21 protein-coding genes are annotated in these 17,636 nt (G+C 73.6%); 7 read left to right on the top strand and 14 right to left on the bottom strand.

What is annotated here, in order from left to right:
• Nucleotides 1-37 precede the first annotated feature (37 nt).
• The 6 genes from OP18_RS06370 to rsmD all read right to left on the bottom strand — a co-directional run bounded on the left by OP18_RS06370 (nt 38) and on the right by rsmD (nt 3,624).
• Nucleotides 38-1,069 carry a phosphate acyltransferase gene (locus tag OP18_RS06370; RefSeq protein ID WP_052386299.1) on the bottom strand — a complete coding sequence of 344 codons (1,032 nt, stop codon included), beginning with the start codon at nt 1,067-1,069 and terminating at the stop codon, nt 38-40.
• A gap of 13 nt (nt 1,070-1,082) precedes the next feature.
• Nucleotides 1,083-1,256: a 50S ribosomal protein L32 gene (gene rpmF / locus OP18_RS06365; RefSeq protein ID WP_033357807.1), complete on the bottom strand. Its 174-nt coding sequence runs from the start codon at nt 1,254-1,256 to the stop codon at nt 1,083-1,085.
• A gap of 5 nt (nt 1,257-1,261) precedes the next feature.
• A complete protein-coding gene (locus OP18_RS06360; protein ID WP_033357806.1) occupies nt 1,262-1,825 on the bottom strand; it encodes a YceD family protein in 564 nt (187 codons plus the stop codon).
• Nucleotides 1,826-1,925: 100 nt separating this feature from the next.
• Nucleotides 1,926-2,426 carry an ATP synthase subunit B family protein gene (locus OP18_RS06355; protein WP_033357805.1) on the bottom strand — a complete coding sequence of 167 codons (501 nt, stop codon included), beginning with the start codon at nt 2,424-2,426 and terminating at the stop codon, nt 1,926-1,928.
• Nucleotides 2,427-2,519: 93 nt separating this feature from the next.
• Nucleotides 2,520-2,999: a pantetheine-phosphate adenylyltransferase gene (coaD, locus tag OP18_RS06350; protein WP_033357804.1), complete on the bottom strand. Its 480-nt coding sequence runs from the start codon at nt 2,997-2,999 to the stop codon at nt 2,520-2,522.
• A 58-nt stretch (nt 3,000-3,057) separates the two neighbouring features.
• Entirely contained in the window at nt 3,058-3,624 is a 567-nt protein-coding gene (gene rsmD, locus OP18_RS06345) for a 16S rRNA (guanine(966)-N(2))-methyltransferase RsmD (protein WP_033357803.1), read from the bottom strand.
• Between the two features lie 318 nt (nt 3,625-3,942).
• Between rsmD and OP18_RS06340 the strand changes: the two genes are divergently transcribed.
• Nucleotides 3,943-5,085: a hypothetical protein gene (locus tag OP18_RS06340; RefSeq protein ID WP_033357802.1), complete on the top strand. Its 1,143-nt coding sequence runs from the start codon at nt 3,943-3,945 to the stop codon at nt 5,083-5,085.
• 43 nt (nt 5,086-5,128) lie between these two features.
• On the opposite strand, the gene recG is transcribed toward OP18_RS06340, so the two are convergent.
• Both recG and OP18_RS06330 read right to left on the bottom strand, forming a co-directional pair.
• Entirely contained in the window at nt 5,129-7,321 is a 2,193-nt protein-coding gene (gene recG / locus OP18_RS06335; RefSeq protein WP_033357801.1) for an ATP-dependent DNA helicase RecG, read from the bottom strand.
• A gap of 4 nt (nt 7,322-7,325) precedes the next feature.
• Nucleotides 7,326-9,173, bottom strand: coding sequence for a DAK2 domain-containing protein (locus tag OP18_RS06330; protein WP_033357800.1), 1,848 nt, complete (start codon nt 9,171-9,173; stop codon nt 7,326-7,328).
• A 216-nt stretch (nt 9,174-9,389) separates the two neighbouring features.
• On the opposite strand from OP18_RS06330, the gene rpmB reads away from it, so the two are divergent.
• Entirely contained in the window at nt 9,390-9,581 is a 192-nt protein-coding gene (gene rpmB / locus OP18_RS06325) for a 50S ribosomal protein L28 (RefSeq protein WP_033357799.1), read from the top strand.
• Between the two features lie 88 nt (nt 9,582-9,669).
• Here the strand turns inward: rpmB and OP18_RS06320 are convergent, their stop codons facing one another.
• Together OP18_RS06320 and OP18_RS06315 are read right to left on the bottom strand one after the other, a co-directional pair.
• The gene (locus OP18_RS06320; protein ID WP_033357798.1) at nt 9,670-10,137 is read right to left on the bottom strand and encodes a GNAT family N-acetyltransferase; all 468 of its coding nucleotides are present in this window, start codon (nt 10,135-10,137) and stop codon (nt 9,670-9,672) included.
• Between the two features lie 28 nt (nt 10,138-10,165).
• Entirely contained in the window at nt 10,166-11,128 is a 963-nt protein-coding gene (locus OP18_RS06315) for a thiamine-phosphate kinase (protein WP_052386298.1), read from the bottom strand.
• 153 nt (nt 11,129-11,281) lie between these two features.
• Between OP18_RS06315 and OP18_RS06310 the strand changes: the two genes are divergently transcribed.
• From OP18_RS06310 to OP18_RS06300, 3 genes are all read left to right on the top strand, one after another.
• Complete coding sequence (locus tag OP18_RS06310) at nt 11,282-11,515, top strand: Lrp/AsnC ligand binding domain-containing protein (RefSeq protein ID WP_033357797.1); 234 nt, start codon at nt 11,282-11,284, stop codon at nt 11,513-11,515.
• Between the two features lie 9 nt (nt 11,516-11,524).
• The gene (locus tag OP18_RS06305; RefSeq protein ID WP_162189747.1) at nt 11,525-12,028 is read left to right on the top strand and encodes a DUF3515 domain-containing protein; all 504 of its coding nucleotides are present in this window, start codon (nt 11,525-11,527) and stop codon (nt 12,026-12,028) included.
• Between the two features lie 61 nt (nt 12,029-12,089).
• Entirely contained in the window at nt 12,090-12,542 is a 453-nt protein-coding gene (locus OP18_RS06300) for a CHRD domain-containing protein (protein WP_033357796.1), read from the top strand.
• Between the two features lie 8 nt (nt 12,543-12,550).
• Here the strand turns inward: OP18_RS06300 and OP18_RS06295 are convergent, their stop codons facing one another.
• From OP18_RS06295 to OP18_RS06280, 4 genes are all read right to left on the bottom strand, one after another.
• The gene (locus OP18_RS06295; protein WP_033357795.1) at nt 12,551-13,543 is read right to left on the bottom strand and encodes a D-alanine--D-alanine ligase; all 993 of its coding nucleotides are present in this window, start codon (nt 13,541-13,543) and stop codon (nt 12,551-12,553) included.
• A gap of 84 nt (nt 13,544-13,627) precedes the next feature.
• The gene (locus OP18_RS06290) at nt 13,628-14,737 is read right to left on the bottom strand and encodes a cystathionine gamma-lyase (protein ID WP_033357794.1); all 1,110 of its coding nucleotides are present in this window, start codon (nt 14,735-14,737) and stop codon (nt 13,628-13,630) included.
• A 54-nt stretch (nt 14,738-14,791) separates the two neighbouring features.
• Nucleotides 14,792-15,829 (bottom strand): NAD(P)H-dependent glycerol-3-phosphate dehydrogenase, encoded by a 1,038-nt coding sequence (locus OP18_RS06285; protein ID WP_052386295.1) that lies wholly within the window; start codon nt 15,827-15,829, stop codon nt 14,792-14,794.
• Between the two features lie 16 nt (nt 15,830-15,845).
• Entirely contained in the window at nt 15,846-16,553 is a 708-nt protein-coding gene (locus OP18_RS06280; protein WP_033357793.1) for a lysophospholipid acyltransferase family protein, read from the bottom strand.
• 73 nt (nt 16,554-16,626) lie between these two features.
• Here OP18_RS06280 and cofC point away from each other — a divergent pair, with 73 nt between their 5' ends.
• Together cofC and OP18_RS06270 are read left to right on the top strand one after the other, a co-directional pair.
• Entirely contained in the window at nt 16,627-17,259 is a 633-nt protein-coding gene (gene cofC, locus OP18_RS06275) for a 2-phospho-L-lactate guanylyltransferase (protein ID WP_033357792.1), read from the top strand.
• A gap of 67 nt (nt 17,260-17,326) precedes the next feature.
• Complete coding sequence (locus tag OP18_RS06270) at nt 17,327-17,524, top strand: hypothetical protein (RefSeq protein WP_033357791.1); 198 nt, start codon at nt 17,327-17,329, stop codon at nt 17,522-17,524.
• Nucleotides 17,525-17,636 lie beyond the last annotated feature (112 nt).

The raw sequence follows: 17,636 nt of genomic DNA, 5'->3' as shown, positions 1-17,636 counted from the left end.
TGCACCTCGAAGGCGGACTCGAGTGGGGTCGGATTCGTCACGAGCGCTCTCCCAATGCGTCACGGATGGTGAGGCCGCCGGCCGAGGAGAGTTCGGTCAGCAGGTCGTCGGCGAGCCCGGCGACGGCGGGGATCACCCGCTCGCGGTGCAGGCGCGCGGCGAGGGCGATGCCGGAGGCGATGTCGGGGCCGTCGGCGGAGCCGTGGCAGACCACGACGGTGCCGGCGACGCCGAGCAGGGCGGCCCCCCGGGCCGGTCTGGCGCCCTCGGCGAGCGCGGGGCGCCCCGTGGCTCCCTCGATGCCCTTGAGCAGGATGTTGCCGGTGAAACCGTCGGTGACGACCACGTCGGCCGGGCCGCCGAGCGGCACGTCGTGGCCCTCGACGAGGCCGATGTACCGCCCACCGGCGGGCAGCGCGGTGTCCGACAGCGCGACGGCGACGGCCCGGCGCAGCCGGTCGCCCTTGCCGGGCTCGCTGCCGATGGACAGCAGGCCGACGCGGGGGTCGGCGACGCCGAGCGCGGCGGCGGCGTACGCGGCGCCGAGGACGGCGTGCTGCACCAGCTCCAGCATGGTGCCGTCGATCGTCACGCCGACGTCGAGCAGCAGCACCGGGCCGTGCGCGGTGGGCACGTGCGCGGCGAGCCCGGGTCGGCGCACGCCGGGGAGCCGGCCCAGGACGTGCGCGGAGGCGGCGACGGCGGCGCCGCTGGAGCCCGCGGAGACCATCGCGTCGGCGCGGCCGGCGTAGACCGCCTCGGCGGCGGCCCGCACGGTCGACTCCCGCCGGACATGGCGCATCGGGGCGTCGCCCATGCCGACGGTGCGGTCGACCACGCTGACACTGACGCGCTCGCGGTCTCCGACCGCGAGCGCGCCAAGGACCTCGTCGGCCGACTCGCGCGGCCCTACGAGGAGCAGATGCAGGTCTGGATCGGCGCTGCACGCGCGCAGAGCGCCGTCAACCACGACGGCGGGAGCACTGTCCCCGCCGAGGAGGTCGACGGCGATCCGCGCGGTGCCGGACGGGGGCTGCCCGCCGTGCGGCGACCGGTCGGATCGCGTCACCCGGATCCGGAAATCAGACCTCGATGACCTGACGGCCGTTGTACGTGCCGCAGACCGAGCAGGCAGCGTGCGGCAGCTTCGGAGAGCGGCACTGCGGGCACGGCTGCGTCTGCACCGCGACGGCTTTCCACTGGCTCCGGCGCGACCGGGTGTTGCTGCGCGACATCTTCCGCTTGGGAACGGCCACGGGTCTTACTCCTCTGAGTGCTTGATCTGGGTCAGGGCGGCCCAGCGCGGGTCGAGCTGCTCGTGGTTGTGGCCGGCGGGCAGCTCATCCAGCGGCACCCCGCAGTCGGGGCACAGCCCTGGGCAGTCTTCACGGCACACGGGATTGGCGGCCAGGGAGAGCACCACCGCGTCCCGCAGTGCCGGCTCCAGGTCGATCAGGTCGCCCTGCAGCCGTCCGACCTCGTCCTCGTCGGCCGTCTCGTCCGTGGTGCTGTGCTCATAGGCATAGAACTCTTGGATCGGGACGTCCAACGTGGCACTGATCGGGCGCAGGCAGCGTCCGCACTCGCCCACCAGCGGGCCGGTGACGGTGCCGGAGACGAGGACGCCTTCTGACACCGACTCCATCCGAAGCTGGAGGTCGAGCTCGGCGCCGACAGGCACGCCGATCAGCTCCAGACCGAGGTCCTCAGGTGCCGGCACCTGTCGCGAGACCGCATGCATCGCGCCCGGGCGGCGCGGCAGGTCCACCGTTTCGAGGACCAGCGGCTTGCGGGGATCGAGGTGCGGGTGCGAGTGATTTGGCATCTTCAGACTCCGGCCAGGCAGGGCCGACGGACAAGGCTACCCGAGCGGCGGAACTCCCGTCGAATCGCCCCGGTCGGTCCCCGTCGCTTCGGGCACTTTTCTAGAAAGGCAGCGGCCGGTCGTCGTCGCCGGACGGTGTGAACGAGCCTATCTCGCGCAGCGCGTGCATCTTGTCGCGCCCCCGCTCGATCGAGGCGAGCGAGCGGGTGAGGAACTGCTCGAAGTTGGCCAGGGCCGTGTCGACGTAGTCGTCGACCTCGTCGCGGAGGCGCTGGGTCTCGGCCCGCGCCTCGTTGATCATGCGGGACGCCTCGTGCTCGGCGGAGACGACGATCTCGTTGATCGACACGAGCCGGTTGTGCTCGGCCTCCGCCTCGGCGATGATCCGCTCGGCCTCGCGCCGCCCGGCATCCACGATCTTGTCCCGCTCGTCGAGCAGCGCGGTGGCCCGGCGGAGCTCACCGGGCAGGTCGGCGCGCAGCTGGTCGAGCAGGTTGATCATCTCGGCGCGGTCGGCCACGAAGTTGCTCCGCGACATCGGCGCCGACCGTGCACCCTCGACCAGCGCGATGATCTGGTCGATGCTCTCGAGCGGATCCACTTGCGGTCACTCCCTGTCCCACGGCAAACAACTCCACCATCATGCGGCCCAAACCATGATGCCGCTCCATCGCCACACGGGAAGCCCTCAGTTTCAGGGTTTCACGAGCCGTTCCCGAAGCAGGTTCGCCACGAGATCGGGCACATGCGGCGAAACGTCGCCGCCCCATTTGGCGACCTCTTTGATGAGGCTCGACGAGACGAAGGAGTACTTCGGGTTGGTCGGCATGAAGAGCGTCTCGATGGCGCCGAGCCCGTAGTTCATCTGCGCCATCTGCAGCTCGTAGTCGAAGTCGCCGGCGACCCGGACGCCCTTGACGATCGCGCTGATGTCATTGGCCCGGCAGAAGTCGACCAGCAGGCCCTGGAACGCGTCGACCCGCACGTTGTCGTACGGCGCCGTCACCTCCTGGAGCATCTCCTGGCGCTCCTCGACCGTGAACAGCCCGGCCTTGCTCGTGTTGATCAGCACCGCGACGACGACCTCATCGAACATTTTCGACGCGCGTCCGACGATGTCCAGGTGCCCGTTGGTGACCGGATCGAACGAACCCGGACACACCGCGCGCCTCATTGCACCAGCCCAAGCCTCATGAGCGGGGACCGTACCAAAGTGCCCGCGGCCCTCCGCGTCACCCGCCCGCGTCGCGTCTGGCATACCACAGCGTCGTCTCGCCGTACCGCCGCTCGGCGCGCTGCACCAGGCCCTCGGGCCAGCGCATCGGGGCGCCACGGCTGCTGCGCTCGACCACGACCACCGCGCCGTCGGCCAGCCACCGCTCGGCGAGGGCCCGGAGCACCTCGCCGACCCGCTCGTCCGTCACCGCGTACGGCGGATCCACGAACACCACGTCGAACGGCTCGTCGGGCTCCTGCTGCAGCAGCCGCTCGACCTTGTCCGCGACCAGCTTGACGGTGCCACCGACGCCCAGTGTGGCGATGTTGGCCCGCACGATCCTGGCGGCCTTGGCGTCGGACTCGGCGAGCAGCACGTGCGCCGCCCCGCGCGAGCAGGCCTCGAAGCCGACGGCGCCGGAGCCCGCGTACAGGTCGGCGAACCTGGCACCGTCGAGGTCGGTCATGGCCTCCAGGCTGCTGAACAGGGCCTCGCGCACCCGGTCGGAGGTGGGGCGGGTGCCCTGGCCGGCGGGGACCGTGAGGCGCCGGCCGCCGAGGGTGCCGGCCACGATGCGTGTCACGCACTCCAGCCTAGGCTCCGGCGGGCAGTGACCTGCGCCACTCCCACTCCGGACATTCCCGATTTTTCATGTTGTACTGGCTTTCAATCCGGCATGACGGTTCCGCAGGCTTGACTACGGAACGTAATCGGCCTTTGAGCAGGACTTTTCAGCGTTGCGTGACGGGTTCTACGCTGATTGCGGTCGCGACAAATCGTCACGACCACCCAGAAAATGGGGAGATGCAGATCCGGGCCGAGCATCAATCGGTCACCGCTTTGCGGCCCGGGGAGTCAGTGGTGAGACCGCCCCCAGACGAGACGCCTTGGGGGCCACGTCTTGCGCAAGACCCTGCTCGTGCTCGGCTCGACCATGCTGTTCGGGGGTGCCTTCGCCGGCACCGCGTACGCCTCGGCCGCCACCTCCACGCCGTCCTGCGTGTCCGCGTCCGCGGCGACCTACCGGCACACCTTCGACGGCCCCGCCGGCACCGCCACGGTCACCGCGTCCGCGCCGCTGTGCGACGGCGAGCGCCAGGCGTTCACGCTGGTGTCGTACACCGCCCCGGCGAAGTCGTTCGGCAACCCCCAGTTCGTCTACGCCACCGACACCGCCACCGTCACCGCCGCCACGCCGTCGGTGACCCTGCGCGTCGACGTGCCCCGCTGCTACACCCAGGTCGACACGGTCTTCGGCACCGCTGTGATCAATCCCATCGTCGACGGCGGCCCGCGCTACGGCACGACGAAGGTCGGCGACACCGCCGCCCCCGGCAACCGCTCGTCGGGCGTGCGGGCCTGGTACAACGGCGGCACCACCACCTGCGCGCCGCGGCCCGCCGCCACCTTCACCAGCGCCTGCGACGGCACCCTGGCGGCGCACCTCACCAACGGCCCGGACGCGAACGTGGACGCCGTGTTCGCCCTCGACGGCCGGTTCGTGCGGGTCGCGCCGGGCGGGACGGCGGACGTGCCGGTCCCGGGCGGGCAGGTCACGGTGCGGGACAACACGTTCACCACCGTGCCGGGCACCTGGACGCGGCCGCCGTCGTGCGACACCGGGACCCCGGCTCCGACGGCCTCCCCCGAACCGTCTCCCTCGACGTCCGCGTCTCCTTCGGCGTCCGCGTCTCCCTCGGCGTCCGCGTCTCCCTCGGCGTCCGCGTCTGCGTCGACGTCCCCGTCCTCGTCCTCGTCTGCGACCGCTTCACCGTCCGCATCCGCACCGCAGACGAACTCCCCGGTCGAGACGGTCACCGAGATCACACCCGGCAACGGCAACGGCGACGGCAACGGCGCGATGCCCGCCACGTCCGCCTCCACGACGGGCTCGACCACCGGCTCGACAACCACCTCGACCGGCCTGCCCGTCACCGGTGCGAACGCCACCGCGCTCGGCGCCGCGGCCCTCTTCATGATCGCGTTCGGTGGCGGCCTGATCCTGCTCAGCCGCCCGTCCCGCCGCGGCCGTCACGCCGCCTGACCGCCGCCGTCACTCCCCCGCTCGGCGACCTCCTCTCCGGCCGTCAGCCCTTCTCCAGGTATTCGGCGCGCTCCTCGTCGACGAGCTGGGCCACCGTGGCGGCGAGGCCCGGGTGGCGGGTCAGCTCCCGGTCCTCCTCCAGCAGCTCGAACGCCTCGGCCCGGGCGTCACCGATCAGCTCGGCGTCGCGCAGCAGCGACAGCAGCTTCAGGTGCGAACGCCGGCCGGACTGGGTGGCGCCGAGCACGTCGCCCTCGCGGCGCTGCTCGAGGTCGAGCTCGGCGAGCTTGAACCCGTCGGTGGTCGAGGCGACCGCGTCCAGGCGTGCCCTGGCCGCGGTGCCCTCGCCGGACTCGGTGACGAGCAGGCACAGGCCCGGCGCGCTGCCCCGGCCGACCCGGCCGCGGAGCTGGTGCAGCTGGGAGACGCCGAAGCGGTCGGCGTCGAGGATCACCATCATCGTCGAGTTGGGCACGTCGACGCCGACCTCGATGACCGTGGTCGCGACCAGGACGTCGAGGTTGCCGGCGGCGAAGGAGCGCATGACGGCGTCCTTCTCGTCGGCGGGCAGCCGGCCGTGCAGGACCCCGACCCGCAGCCCGTGCAGCGGCCCCTCGGCCAGCTGCGGGGCGACGTCGAGCACGGCGAGCGGGGCCCGGCGCTCGTCGTCGCCGGCGGGGAGGTCCTCGCCGTCGGACTTGGCGTCGCCGATGCGGGGGCAGACGACGTACACCTGATGACCGGCGGCGACCTCCTCGCGGATGCGGCGCCAGGCCCGGTCGAGGAACGCCGGCTTGTCCATGGCGGGCACGACGTGCGACGCGATCGGCGAACGGCCGTTGGGCAGCTGGCTGAGCACGGAGGTCTCCAGGTCACCGAAGACCGTCATCGCGACCGTACGCGGGATCGGCGTCGCGGTCATGACCAGCACGTGCGGCGGCTGGTCGGCCTTGGCGCGCAGCGCGTCGCGCTGCTCGACGCCGAAGCGGTGCTGCTCGTCGACGACGATGAGACCGAGGTCCTTGAACGTGACCCCCTCGTACAGCAGGGCGTGGGTGCCGACGACGATGCCGGCCGCGCCGGAGCCGATCTCCTCCAGGACCTTGCGCTTGGCCGCGGCGCCCAGCGAGCCGGTGAGCAGCGCCACCCGGGTCGCGTCCGGCGCGGCGTCGAGCTCGCCCGCGCGGGCCAGGTCGCCGAGCAGGTCGATCACGTTGCGGTGGTGCTGGGCGGCGAGGACCTCGGTCGGGGCGAGCATCGCGGCCTGCCCGCCGGCGTCGACGACCTGCAGCATGGCGCGCAGCGCACAGACGGTCTTGCCGGAGCCGACCTCACCCTGCAGCAGACGGTGCATGGGGTGCGGCCGGGCCAGGTCGGCCGCGATCTCGTTGCCGACGTCGCGTTGGCCGCGGGTCAGCTCGTACGGCAGCCGCGCGTCGAAACTCGCCAGCAGCCCGTCGTCGCGCGAGGGCCGGGACCGCGCGGGCCAGTCGGCGGCGCGGTGCTTGCGCTGCACCAGGGTGAGCTGGAGCGCGAACGCCTCGTCCCACTTCAGCCGGCGCTTCGCGAAGTGCAGTGACTCGCGCGACTCCGGCCGGTGGATCTCCCGCAGCGCCTTGTCGAGCGACGAGAGCTTCCGCTTGGCCCGGACGGTGCCCGGCACCGGGTCGGACACGGGCGGCAGCACGTCCAGGACGGTGCGCACCGCGGCGGCGATCCGCCACGTCGGCACCTTCGCGGTCGCCGGGTAGACGGGGATGATCGCGCCGGCGAACTCCTCGACGCTCTCCTCCCCCTCGGCGCCGTCGAGCAGGATGTAGTCGGGCTGGTTGAGCTGCAGCTTGCTCTGGAACCGGCCGACCTTGCCCGAGAACAGCCCCCACCGGCCGGGCCGCAGCTGCGACTCCCGCCAGGGCTGGTTGAAGAACGTGACGCTCAGCTCGCCGCCGCTGTCGTCGCCGACGACGACCTCCAGCAGCGAGCCGCGCTTGCCCGCCGTCTTGCCCCGCTGCTGCATGAACGTCCGCGACGACACCCGCTTGACCTGGCCGAACACCGTGACCTCGGTGTCCATCTCCAGCGACCGGATGTCGGTGTGCTCGCCCCGCTCCTCGTAGCGGCGCGGGAAGTGGTACACCAGATCACCGACCGTGTGCAGGTTGAGGCTGTCGGCGAGCAGCTTGGCGCCGTTGCCGATCACCTTCTGCAGCGGCGTGGTCAGGTCGATCTCGGTCACCGGCTCACTCCACCCCGACCAGCAGCGGATAGTGCGGCTGGCCTCCCTCGTAGCACTGGACTTCGACGAACGGCCACGCCCCGGCCACGTGCGCGGCCAGCGTCTCACCGAGCCCGGCGGGCGCCCCCTGCCCCGCGATGAGCGTCACCAGCTCCCCTCCGCCCGCCAGCATCCGGTCGAGCAGCAGGCACGCGGTGCGCTCCAGATCCTGCCCGATCAGGTTGACCTCCCCGTCGACGATCGCCAGCACGTCACCCTGCTGGCAACGCCCGGCGACGGTGAGCGCCTCCCGCGCCGCGACGGTCAGCTCCGCCGACCGGCACCGCGCCGCCGCCTCGGCCATCGCGATCACGTCGTCCTCGAACCGCCGGCCCGTGTCCCGGACCGCGATCGCGGCCAGCGCCTGCACCGGCGACCGCGTCGGCACCACCCCGGCCCGGATCCCCGCGGCCCGCGCCTCGGCCGCCGCCGCGTTGGCCACGGCCAGGACGTTGGCGTCGTTGGGCAGGACCACCACCCTGGCCGCGCCCGTCGCCCGGATCCCCGCCAGCATCTCCGCCGTCGACGGCGTGCCGCTCAGCACCGTGGCCCCCTCGGCGGCGAGCAGCTCACCGATGCCCCGCCCGGTGCACACGACCACGACGCCCGACCCCTCCGAGCGGGTGGCAGACGACCCGGCCGGCGCGCCGACGGGTTCGCCGGTGGACCGGCTCGCGGACTCCCCGCCGGACGGACCGGTGCGCTGCCCCCCGGACGGCCCGGCGGATGACCCGGCGAACTGCCCGGCGAGCGCCCCGCCAGACGAACCGGTGGACGAGCCGGCAAGCGACCCGGCGGACGGGCCGGCGAACTGGCCTGCGGACGGGTCCGCGGACGGGCCGGGCCCCTGGGCCGAGCGTTGCTCCGCGATCTGCTCGGCGAACCGTGTCACGGTGATCCTGCTCGGCCGCCCCGCCGCGATCCCGGCCTCGATCGCCGCCCCGACGTCGTTGACGTGCACGTGGACGTGCCAGGTCGGGTCGTCGCCGACCACGACGAGGGAGTCGCCGAGCGCGCCGAGCGCCTCCCGCAGCGGCCCGATCGCCGCCGCCGGGGCGTCGAGCAGATACTGCACCTCGTAGCCGAACTCGGTCGACCCTGCCTCGCGCTGCATGACCCCGCCGGGCGCGGTGCCGTGCCCCGCGGGCGCCGGCGCCGCGACGGGCGGCGCCTCCCCGGTCAGCGACGTCACGAACGCCTCCAGCAGCACCACCAGCCCGCGCCCGCCGGCGTCGACGACCCCCGCCCGCGCCAGCGCCGGCAGCTGCTCGGGCGTGCGGGCCAGGGCGATCCGGGCCCCCTCGGCGGCCGCCCGCGCCACCGCCACGACACCCCCGGCGGTGAACCCCGAGGAGCCACCGGACGCGGCGACCACCGACGCCGCGGCCCGCGCCGCCGCGGTGGCGACCGACAGGACCGTGCCCTCCACCGGGGCGGCCACCGCCGCATACGCCGACCGGGCGGCACTGTCCAGCGCGGCGGCCAGCTCGGGCCCGCCCACGGCCCGGGCCGAGGCGAGCGACGACGCCAGGCCCTTGAGCAGCTGCGCCAGGATGATGCCCGAGTTGCCCCGGGCGCCGAGCAGGGCGCCCCGGGCGGCGACGGCCAGCAGGTCCGCGGCCCCAGCGGCGGGCGGCGCGGCGTCCACGGCGTCGGCGGCGGCGGACATCGTCAGAGCCAGGTTGGTCCCGGTGTCGCCGTCGGGCACCGGATAGACGTTGAGGGCGTCGATCTCTGACCGGTGCCGACGCAGCGCGTCGAGACCGGCGGCACACCACCGGCGAACGGCGGCACCGTCCCCACTCTCTGGCACGCGCCCGAGCCTATCGGCGACCACCGACATTTTCCTCGCGCGCCGCCCGCCGGGCAGGACAGGACCCCGACAAGGGCCGATTGGGAGTCGGCGGGTCCCATCAGGTAACCTTGCGGGGTTGCCCGCCGGTCAGCCGGTCGGTGACACCTGGAATCCGCCGCCGGCGACGCCGGTGAAGGGTCCAGCCCGAGACGCAATCAATCCCAGGAGATCCCCGTGGCTAGCGTGTGCGACGTCTGCGGCAAGGGACCGGGCTTCGGCCACAACGTGTCCCACTCGCACCGGCGGACCAACCGCCGTTGGAACCCCAACATTCAGACGGTGCGCACCCCGGCCGGTGGCGGCACCACGCGGAAGGTGCAGGCCTGCACCTCCTGCCTCAAGGCCGGCAAGGTCGTTCGCGGCTGATCGCCTGCACCGAAGCAAGGCCGAGGCCGCACCGGCCGAAGCGCTGAAGAAGCCCCGCGACCCGATGGTCGCGGGGCTTCAGCACGTACTAGAGCGAACGCCCGAACGACCGCACGCTCGGGTACCCCTTGTAGTGCCCGAAATCCGGGATGCGCGAGTAGCCGGCCTGCTCGTACAGCGCGATCGCCTCGGGCTGCGCCGTGCCGGTCTCCAGCCAGATCCGCTCCCGACCGGCCCCGCGGGCCGCCTCCTCCACCGCCGCGAGCAGCCGCCGGGCCACCCCCTGGCCGCGGAACTCGGGCACCACGTAGAGCCGCTTGAGCTCCGCGGTGGTCTCGTCCTCGGCGAAGGTGCGCCAGCCGCAGCACCCCGCCGGCACGTGGTCCACGTACGCGACGAAGAAGCCGCCCATCGGCGGGTCGAACTCACCCGGCTGGACGGGGGTGGTGTCCCCGTCCCCGCCGTAGCGCCGGCTCAGGTCGGCGAGCGTGGCGCTGATCAGTTCGGTGGCGACCCGCGAGCCGTAGCGGGTCAGTCGGATGTCGAGCTCAGTCACCCGTAAAGGGTATAGAGGCGATCACTCGTTACCGGAAGTGGTCCCATCCTGGGGCTCCGCCCGTGTACCGGCGACCGTCCACAGTCACGCCGTCACCCGCGGTGAAGAGGCTGGCCGGCAGGACCTCACCGACGATCCGCCACTCGTCGGGCAGCCGCACGGACGAGGGGAAGGTGGCAGCCAGGGCGTGGTCGTCGCCGCCGGCGAGGATCCAGCCGTACGGGTCGACGCCGAGCGCGGTCGCCGCGTCACGCATCTGCTCCGGCACCACGAACGCGGAGCGGCGCAGGTCGATCCCGACGCCGCTGGCGGTCGCCACGTGGCCCAGGTCGGCGAGCAGCCCGTCGGACACGTCGATCATGGAGGTGGCCCCGAGCAGCGCCCCGGCCGGGCCGGCGGCGTAGGGCACCTGCGGCCGGCGGTGCGCCTCCACCAGCAGCTTCGGCGAGCGGAAGCCGCGGGAGAGGATGGTGTAGCCGGCCGCCGCGTACCCGATGCGCCCGCAGACGGCCACCACGTCACCGGGGCGTGCCCCGCTGCGGACCAGCGGCTCGCGCCCCTCCAGGGTGCCCAGGGCGGTCACCGCGACGGTCAGGGTGGGGCTGGCGGACGTGTCGCCGCCGACGACGACCGCCCCGACCTTGCCGGCCTCGGCGGCCAGCCCGTCGGCGAGCTCCTCCGCCCAGGCGATCTCGAGGCTGGCGGGTGTACAGAGCGCGACGAGCAGCGCCGTCGGGCGGGCCCCCATGGCGGCGATGTCGGCGAGGTTGGCGGCGGCGGCGCGGTGGCCGATGTCGCGCGCGGCGGACCAGTCGCGGCGGAAGTGCCGGCCCTCCACGAGCACGTCGGTGCTCGCCACGACCCGGCCGTCAGGCGCCGCGACCAGGGCCGCGTCGTCGCCGGGGCCGAGCTGGACCAGGGGCGACGCCGCCCCGAGCCGGGCGGTCACCCGTGAGATGAGCCCGAACTCACCGGCGGTTGCAACGGTCACCCGTCCTCCAAATATCGAACACTGACTGCGCAATGTTGAAGTTGACGCAGCGTGTCGTGGCACGATCACGCACGGCTGCTGCTTCGCTGCCTCCCATGGTGCGGTAGGTTCAGCGCTGATCAGCGCTCGCGCGGCGCAGGAAGGAGTCGTGTCGTGGTACAGGCATACATCCTGATCCAAACTGAGGTCGGCAAGGCACGTGATGTGGCGACCGCCATCCAGGAGCTCGCCGGCGTCGTCCGGGTGGACGCGGTCACCGGGCCGTATGACGTGGTGGTGCTCACGGAGGCGCGCAGCGTCGACGAGCTGGGCAAGCTGATCGTCAGCAACGTGCAGCTGGTGCCGGGCATCACCCGCACCCTGACCTGCTCGGTGGTGCACTTATAGATGACGGCGATGAGCCCCGCCAGGCTCGCCACCATCACCGCGGTCCCGGTCGCGCTGGTGGTCGGCGTCCTGGCGTTCTGGCTGCTCGGCGGCTTCCCCAAGGCCGCCGCGACCGGTCAGGTGCGCACCGACGCGGCCCCGATGGACGAGGCCACGGCGGCGACCTGCCGCGCCCTGGTGGCCCGCCTGCCGGAGACGCTCGGCGGGCTGCACCGGCGGCCGGTCAGCGCCGGGCCGGAGCAGAACGCGGCGTTCGGCGACCCGGCGATCGTGCTGTCCTGCGGCACGGTCGGTAAGCGGGCAATTCCGCAAGATGCCCAGCTGATGGGCCTGTCGGACGTATGTTGGTATCCGGAGGAGCGAGGCGAGGAGACCGTCTGGACGACGGTGGACCGCCAGGTCCCGCTGCGGGTCGTGGTGCCGGCGAAGGCGGACGGCGCGTGGCTGGTCAACCTCTCGGCACCGATCGTCGCGACCGTGCCGTTCGCCGATCCGGGCACCACCCACTGCTGAGACCGAATCTCCCCTCGGTTGCGCAACCGGACGAGGTTGCGCCCGGACGAGGGAGAGATCCATGCGTACTGTGCTCACCGCCGCGGCCGCCCTGGTCGTCGGCGCCACGACCGGCGTCACCCCGGCGGCGGCCGCGCCCGCACCCCGAAGCGTGTCGCTGAGTGCCTACCTGAGCGGCGCCCAGGAGGTGCCCAAGGGCAAGGGCGACCCCGACGCGACCGGCATCGCGCTGCTCCAGCTGCACCGCGACGGCCGTCTCTGCTACGTGCTGCGGGTGCGCAACGTCGGCGGCGACATCGACGCCGCCCACCTCCACCGGGGCCGGCCCGGCAAGAACGGCCCCGTCAGCGCTCCCCTGGCCGCGCCGGTCTGGTCGGGGTCGGTCGCGGCGTGCACGCGGGTCGGCGACCGGCTCGCGTGGCGGCTGCGGGACGACCCGGAGCGCTACTACGTCAACGTGCACTCCTCGGCCTACCCCGACGGCGCGCTGCGCGGGCAGCTGCACCGCACCTGAGCCTCGGCTCAGTGCAGGCCGGTCCCCCGCCGCACGGCCGCCTTGACCAGTCTGGAGATCAGCGTCTGGTACGCGACGCCGCTGGCCTGCCACACCACGGGGAACGGGGCGCCCGGATCGAAGCCTGGCATGGTGTCGATCCGGTCGAAGAAGACCTGGCCGTCCGGGGTGACGGTGCACTCGACGACCGCCAGCCCGGCGCAGTCGAGGGTGACGAACGCCGCCACGGCCAGGTCCCGGACCCGGCGCTCGACGTCGCGGTCCAGCTCGGCCGGTGCGGTCGTGCGCCCGCCGACGACTTCGCCGGGGACGCTGGCCTCGGGCCGGTCGGCCGCGCCGGTGTCCAGCACGCCCACGGTGATGCGGCGGCCGGCGGGCGCGGCGGCGACGACGACCTTCGCGTCGACGGCCCGGGCCGCGGCGACCGCGGGCGGCAGCTGCGCCCAGTCGGTGACCTCGGTCACGCCCCCGGCGCCGCGGGCCGGGCGGACCACGGCGGGCAGGCCGAGCCGGTCCCGGTCGGCCGCGGTGACCTCCGCGTCGCCCCTGAGCACGACGTACGGGGCGACGGGCAGCCCGGCGGCCACGACGAGCTTGCGGGAGAAGTCGTGGTCCATCGCCACGGCGGCGGCGAGCACGCCCGACCCGACGTAGGGCAGGTCCGCCATCTCCAACAGCCCCTGGACGGTGCCCTCGTCGCCGAAGACGCCCTGCAGGACGGGGAAGACCACGTCGACGCCGCCGAGGCTGGCGACCCCGGCGCCGGCGTCGACGACGGTGACCGCGGCGCCGGCCGACACCAGGTCCGTCGAGGGCCGCTCGGCGCGGGCGGCGGCGCTGAGCACCCAACGGCCCTCGTGGGTCACCCCGATCGGCACGATCTCGAACTCGTCGGTGTCGAGGGCGTCGAGGAGGTCGGCGGCGCCGACGCTGGACACGGCGTGCTCGGTGCTGCCCCCGCCGAACACGACGGCGACCCGGGTCTTCTCTGGCGTTTCCACGCGCCGACCCTAACGGCCCGGTCAAGCCGCCGCTGTCGGGCCGTCGTCGGGGTCACAGCCGCGAAGCCGACCCGTCGCGGTGCGTCAGCCCTTGATCGCGTCGAGTGCGCGGCGTACGTCGGCGACCAGGTCCTCGGTGTCCTCGACGCCGCACGAGAAGCGGATCAGACCCTCGGGGGTGGCATCGCCCCACTGCGCCCGGCGGTCCGCCGAGGTGTGCAGGCCACCGAAGGACGTGGCGGCGAAGACCAGCTCCGACGCCTCCAGGAACCGCTCGGCGGCGGCCCGGTCGGCGACGGTGAACGTGACCACGCCCGGGATCCGGCGCATCTGCCGGGAGGCGACCTCGTACGCGGGATCCTCCGGCCGGCCCGGCCAGCGCACCGACAGGACCGCCGGGTGCGCCGCGAGGACCTCGGCGACGGCGGCGGCGTTGGCGGACTGCCGGGCCAGCCGCAGGTCGAGGGTGCCGAGCGAGCGGTGCGCGAGCCAGGCCTCGAACGGGCCGACCACGGCGCCGGTGGCGCCGCGCCACGCGGTGAGGGCCGCGGCCCGCTCGGGGTCGCGGGTGCACACGTACCCGAGCAGGATGTCGGAGTGGCCGGTCAGCGCCTTGGTGCCGGAGGCGACCGAGAAGTCGGCGCCCAGGTCCAGGGGGCGCTGCCCGAGCGGGGTCGCGGTGGTGTTGTCGACGGCGACGAGCCCGCCGCCGGCGTGCACCCGGGCGGCCAGCTCCGCGATGTCGCACACGTCGAGGCCCGGGTTGGCGGGGGTCTCGACGAGCAGCAGCCGGACGGCGTCCAGCGCCGGGTACGGCCCCACGGTCGGCGCCTCGAGCACCGTGACGCCGCGCTCGGCGAGGTGCGAGGACGCGAACGCCCTGGTCTTGTAGTAGCCGTCGGCGGGCACCACGACGGTGTCACCGGGGCGCAGCACACTGAGCAGCACCGCGCTGACGGCGGCCATGCCGGAGGCGAACGTCACGCACTCGGCGCCCTCCAGCGAGCCGATCGCGGTCTCCAGCGCGCGCCAGGTCGCGTTGTCGGTGCGGCCGTAGCCGTCGACGCCCGCCTGCGGGCCGGCGACCGGGTCCAGGTGGTAGGGCGCGCCGAAGGCCGGGTTGGGCAGGAACGGCCGGCCGGGCACCGGCTCGGGCAGCCCGGCATGCACCACTGCAGTCCCGTCACCGGTCACGACGTCACCTCCGCTGCGGCGCCCCGCCAGTGATCGCGCCCCTGGGGCCCGACCCTACTGAAGCTCGGACGTCGACGGCACGCCGGGCCGCTCCGGCTTGGTCTCGCGGGACATCAGCGCGGCGAGCGCCTTGAGCGGGTCGACGCCCTCGTGGCAGACGAGCTCGACCTGCTCGGTGATCGGCATCTCCACGCCGACGCTGTGCGCCAGGTCGCGGATCGACAGGCAGCTCTTCACGCCTTCGGCGGTCTGCCTGGTCGCGGCCTGGGCCTGCTCCAGGGTCTCGCCGCGGCCGAGGTGCTCGCCGAACGTGCGGTTGCGCGACAGCGGCGAGGAGCAGGTGGCGACCAGGTCGCCCAGGCCGGCGAGGCCGGCGAACGTCATCAGGTTGGCGCCGAGCGCGCCGCCGAGCCGGGTGGTCTCCGCGAGCCCGCGGGTGATCAGCGTCGCCCGGGTGTTGTCGCCGAACCCGAGGGCCGAGGCCATCCCGTAGGCGAGGGCGATCGCGTTCTTGACCGCGCCGCCCAGCTCGCACCCGATGACGTCGTCGTTGGTGTACGGCCGCAGGTACCGCGTGCTGATCGCGCGCTGCACCAGCTCGGCGCGGCGGATGTCGGTGCACGCCACGACGGTCGCCGCCGGCTGCTCCGCGGCGATCTCCAGGGCAAGGTTGGGGCCGGTGACCACGGCGATGCGCTCCGGCTCGACGCCGGCGGTGTCGACGATCACCTCGCTCATCCGCTTCAACGTGCCCAGCTCGATGCCCTTCATCAGGCTCACCAGCGTGGCGTCGGCGCCGATCGTGCCGGCCCAGGCGCCCAGGTTGTCGCGCAGCGTCTGCGACGGCACCGCCAGCACCACCAGGTCGGCGCCGTCGATCGCCTCGCCGGCGTCGCCGGTCGCGGTGATCGCCTCGGGCAGCCACATGCCGGGCAGGTAGTCCGGGTTCACGTGCCGCTCGCGGATCGCCTCGGCCAGTTCAGCGCGCCGGGCCCAGACGGTGACCTCCGGCGTGCCGGCGTCGGCGAGCAGCTTCGCGAAGACGGTGCCCCACGATCCGGCCCCGAGCACCGCGGCGCGTCGAATGCTCATGTGCGCTCCGTCCCAGTCATGCGTGTGTCTTGCGCGGTGTCCACAGCGGCGGCGGGGTCCCGCCGCGGATCTCCACGAGCATGTCGCGGAGGTGCAGCATGATGTGGTCGGTGATCTCGTTGAGCGTCTGGGCGGTCGGCTGCGCGTCGTCCCAGGCGGACAGGTCGATCGGCGCGCCCGCCACGACCGTCACGTCGGCGCGCGGCAGGAGCCGCAGCTTGCTGGTGCGGGGGTCGTAGATCCGCTCCGGGCCCCACATCACGATCGGGATCATCGGCGCGCGGGTGTCCAGCCACAGGCGCGCGGCGCCGGTCTTGCCCCGCATCGGCCACAGGTCGGGCTCGCGGGTGGTGGTGCCCTCGGGGTAGATGACCACGGCCTCGCCGTCGCGGACCCCGGCCCGGGCGGCCTCCAGGGCCTTCACCGCGTCGGTGGTGCCGCGGCGGACCGGGATCTGGTGGGTGGCCCGCAGCAGGTAGCCGAGCACCGGCACGCTGAACAGGCTCGACTTGGCCAGGAACGACGGCCAGCGGCCGGCGTCGTAGATGTAGTGCGCGACGGTGAGCGGGTCGGCGTGCGAGATGTGGTTGACCACGATGATCACCCCGCCCCCGGCCGGGACGTGCTCCATGCCCGACCAGGTGCGGCGGGTCAGCATCCGCATCGTGGGCTTCACGGTCACGACGGCGAAACGCCGCCAAAAGCCGAGCCTCCGACGCGTCATCTCACCCTCCCCTCATGGTTCTGCTGCGAATCATGCCACTGCCGGGCGTCGGGGCGGCGTGTCAGGATGGGTCATGCTCAGCACCCGGGTGGCCACCTGGACGGCGGTCGTGCCCGTCAAGCCGCTCGGTGCGGCGAAGACGCGGCTGCGCGGTGCCGTGCCGGACGCCACGCATCCCGGGCTGGTGCTGGCCATGGCCCGGGACACGGTCGCCGCGGTGCTCGCCTGCCCGGCCGTGAGCAGGGTGGTCGTGGTCTGCGACGACCCGCAGGTGCGGGCCGGCCTGGTCGCCGCCGGCGCCACCTGCCTGCCCGACACCCCCGCCGCGGGCCTCAACGCGGCGCTGGCCTTCGGCGCCCGCGCGGCCGGCGGCGCGCCGGTGGTCGCGCTCACCGCCGACCTGCCCGCCATGCGCCCCGCCGACCTGGCGGTCGCCCTGGCCGAGGCGGCCCGGGCCGGCCGCCGCGCGTTCGTGCCGGACCTGGAGGGCAGCGGCACCGTGCTGCTCGCCGCGCCCGCCGGGGTGCCGCTCGACCCGCACTTCGGGCCCGGGTCCGCCGCGGCGCACCTGCGCTCGGGCGCGCTGCGCCTCGACGGCGACTGGCCGAGCCTGCGCCGCGACGTGGACACGGCCGCCGACCTCGACGCCGCCGCCGGCCTCGGCCTCGGCTCGCACACCGGCGAGATCCTCTGCACCCTCGCGTAACACAACCGGCACGCGGGCGCTGTCACGCGAAACACGCCAGCACATCGACACGCGGTAGCGTGGACTGATGCAGGGAACCGTGGCGACGTTCGACGACGACACCCACACCGGCACGGTGCTGCTGGACGACGGCACCGAGCTGCACTTCCCGGCCGCCGCCTTCGACGCGTCGGGGCTTCGGCACCTGCGCCTGGGGCAGCGGATCCGGCTCGATCACGACGCCGAGGGCGCCGTCGTGAAGGTCACACTGCCAACCTTGCCGTAGCCGCCAAGCCGCGGGAAGTTCATGTTCAGACCGGCACAAACGGGCCATGATGATCCGGTGGACGAGACGCCGACCGGTCGCAGCCGCCCCCGCAACTCCGCGCAGCGCCCTG

Source organism: Dactylosporangium aurantiacum (genome assembly GCF_000716715.1).
In the GTDB taxonomy this organism is placed as follows: Bacteria; Actinomycetota; Actinomycetes; order Mycobacteriales; family Micromonosporaceae; genus Dactylosporangium; species Dactylosporangium aurantiacum.
This window is presented reverse-complemented; position numbering and strand designations above follow the sequence as displayed.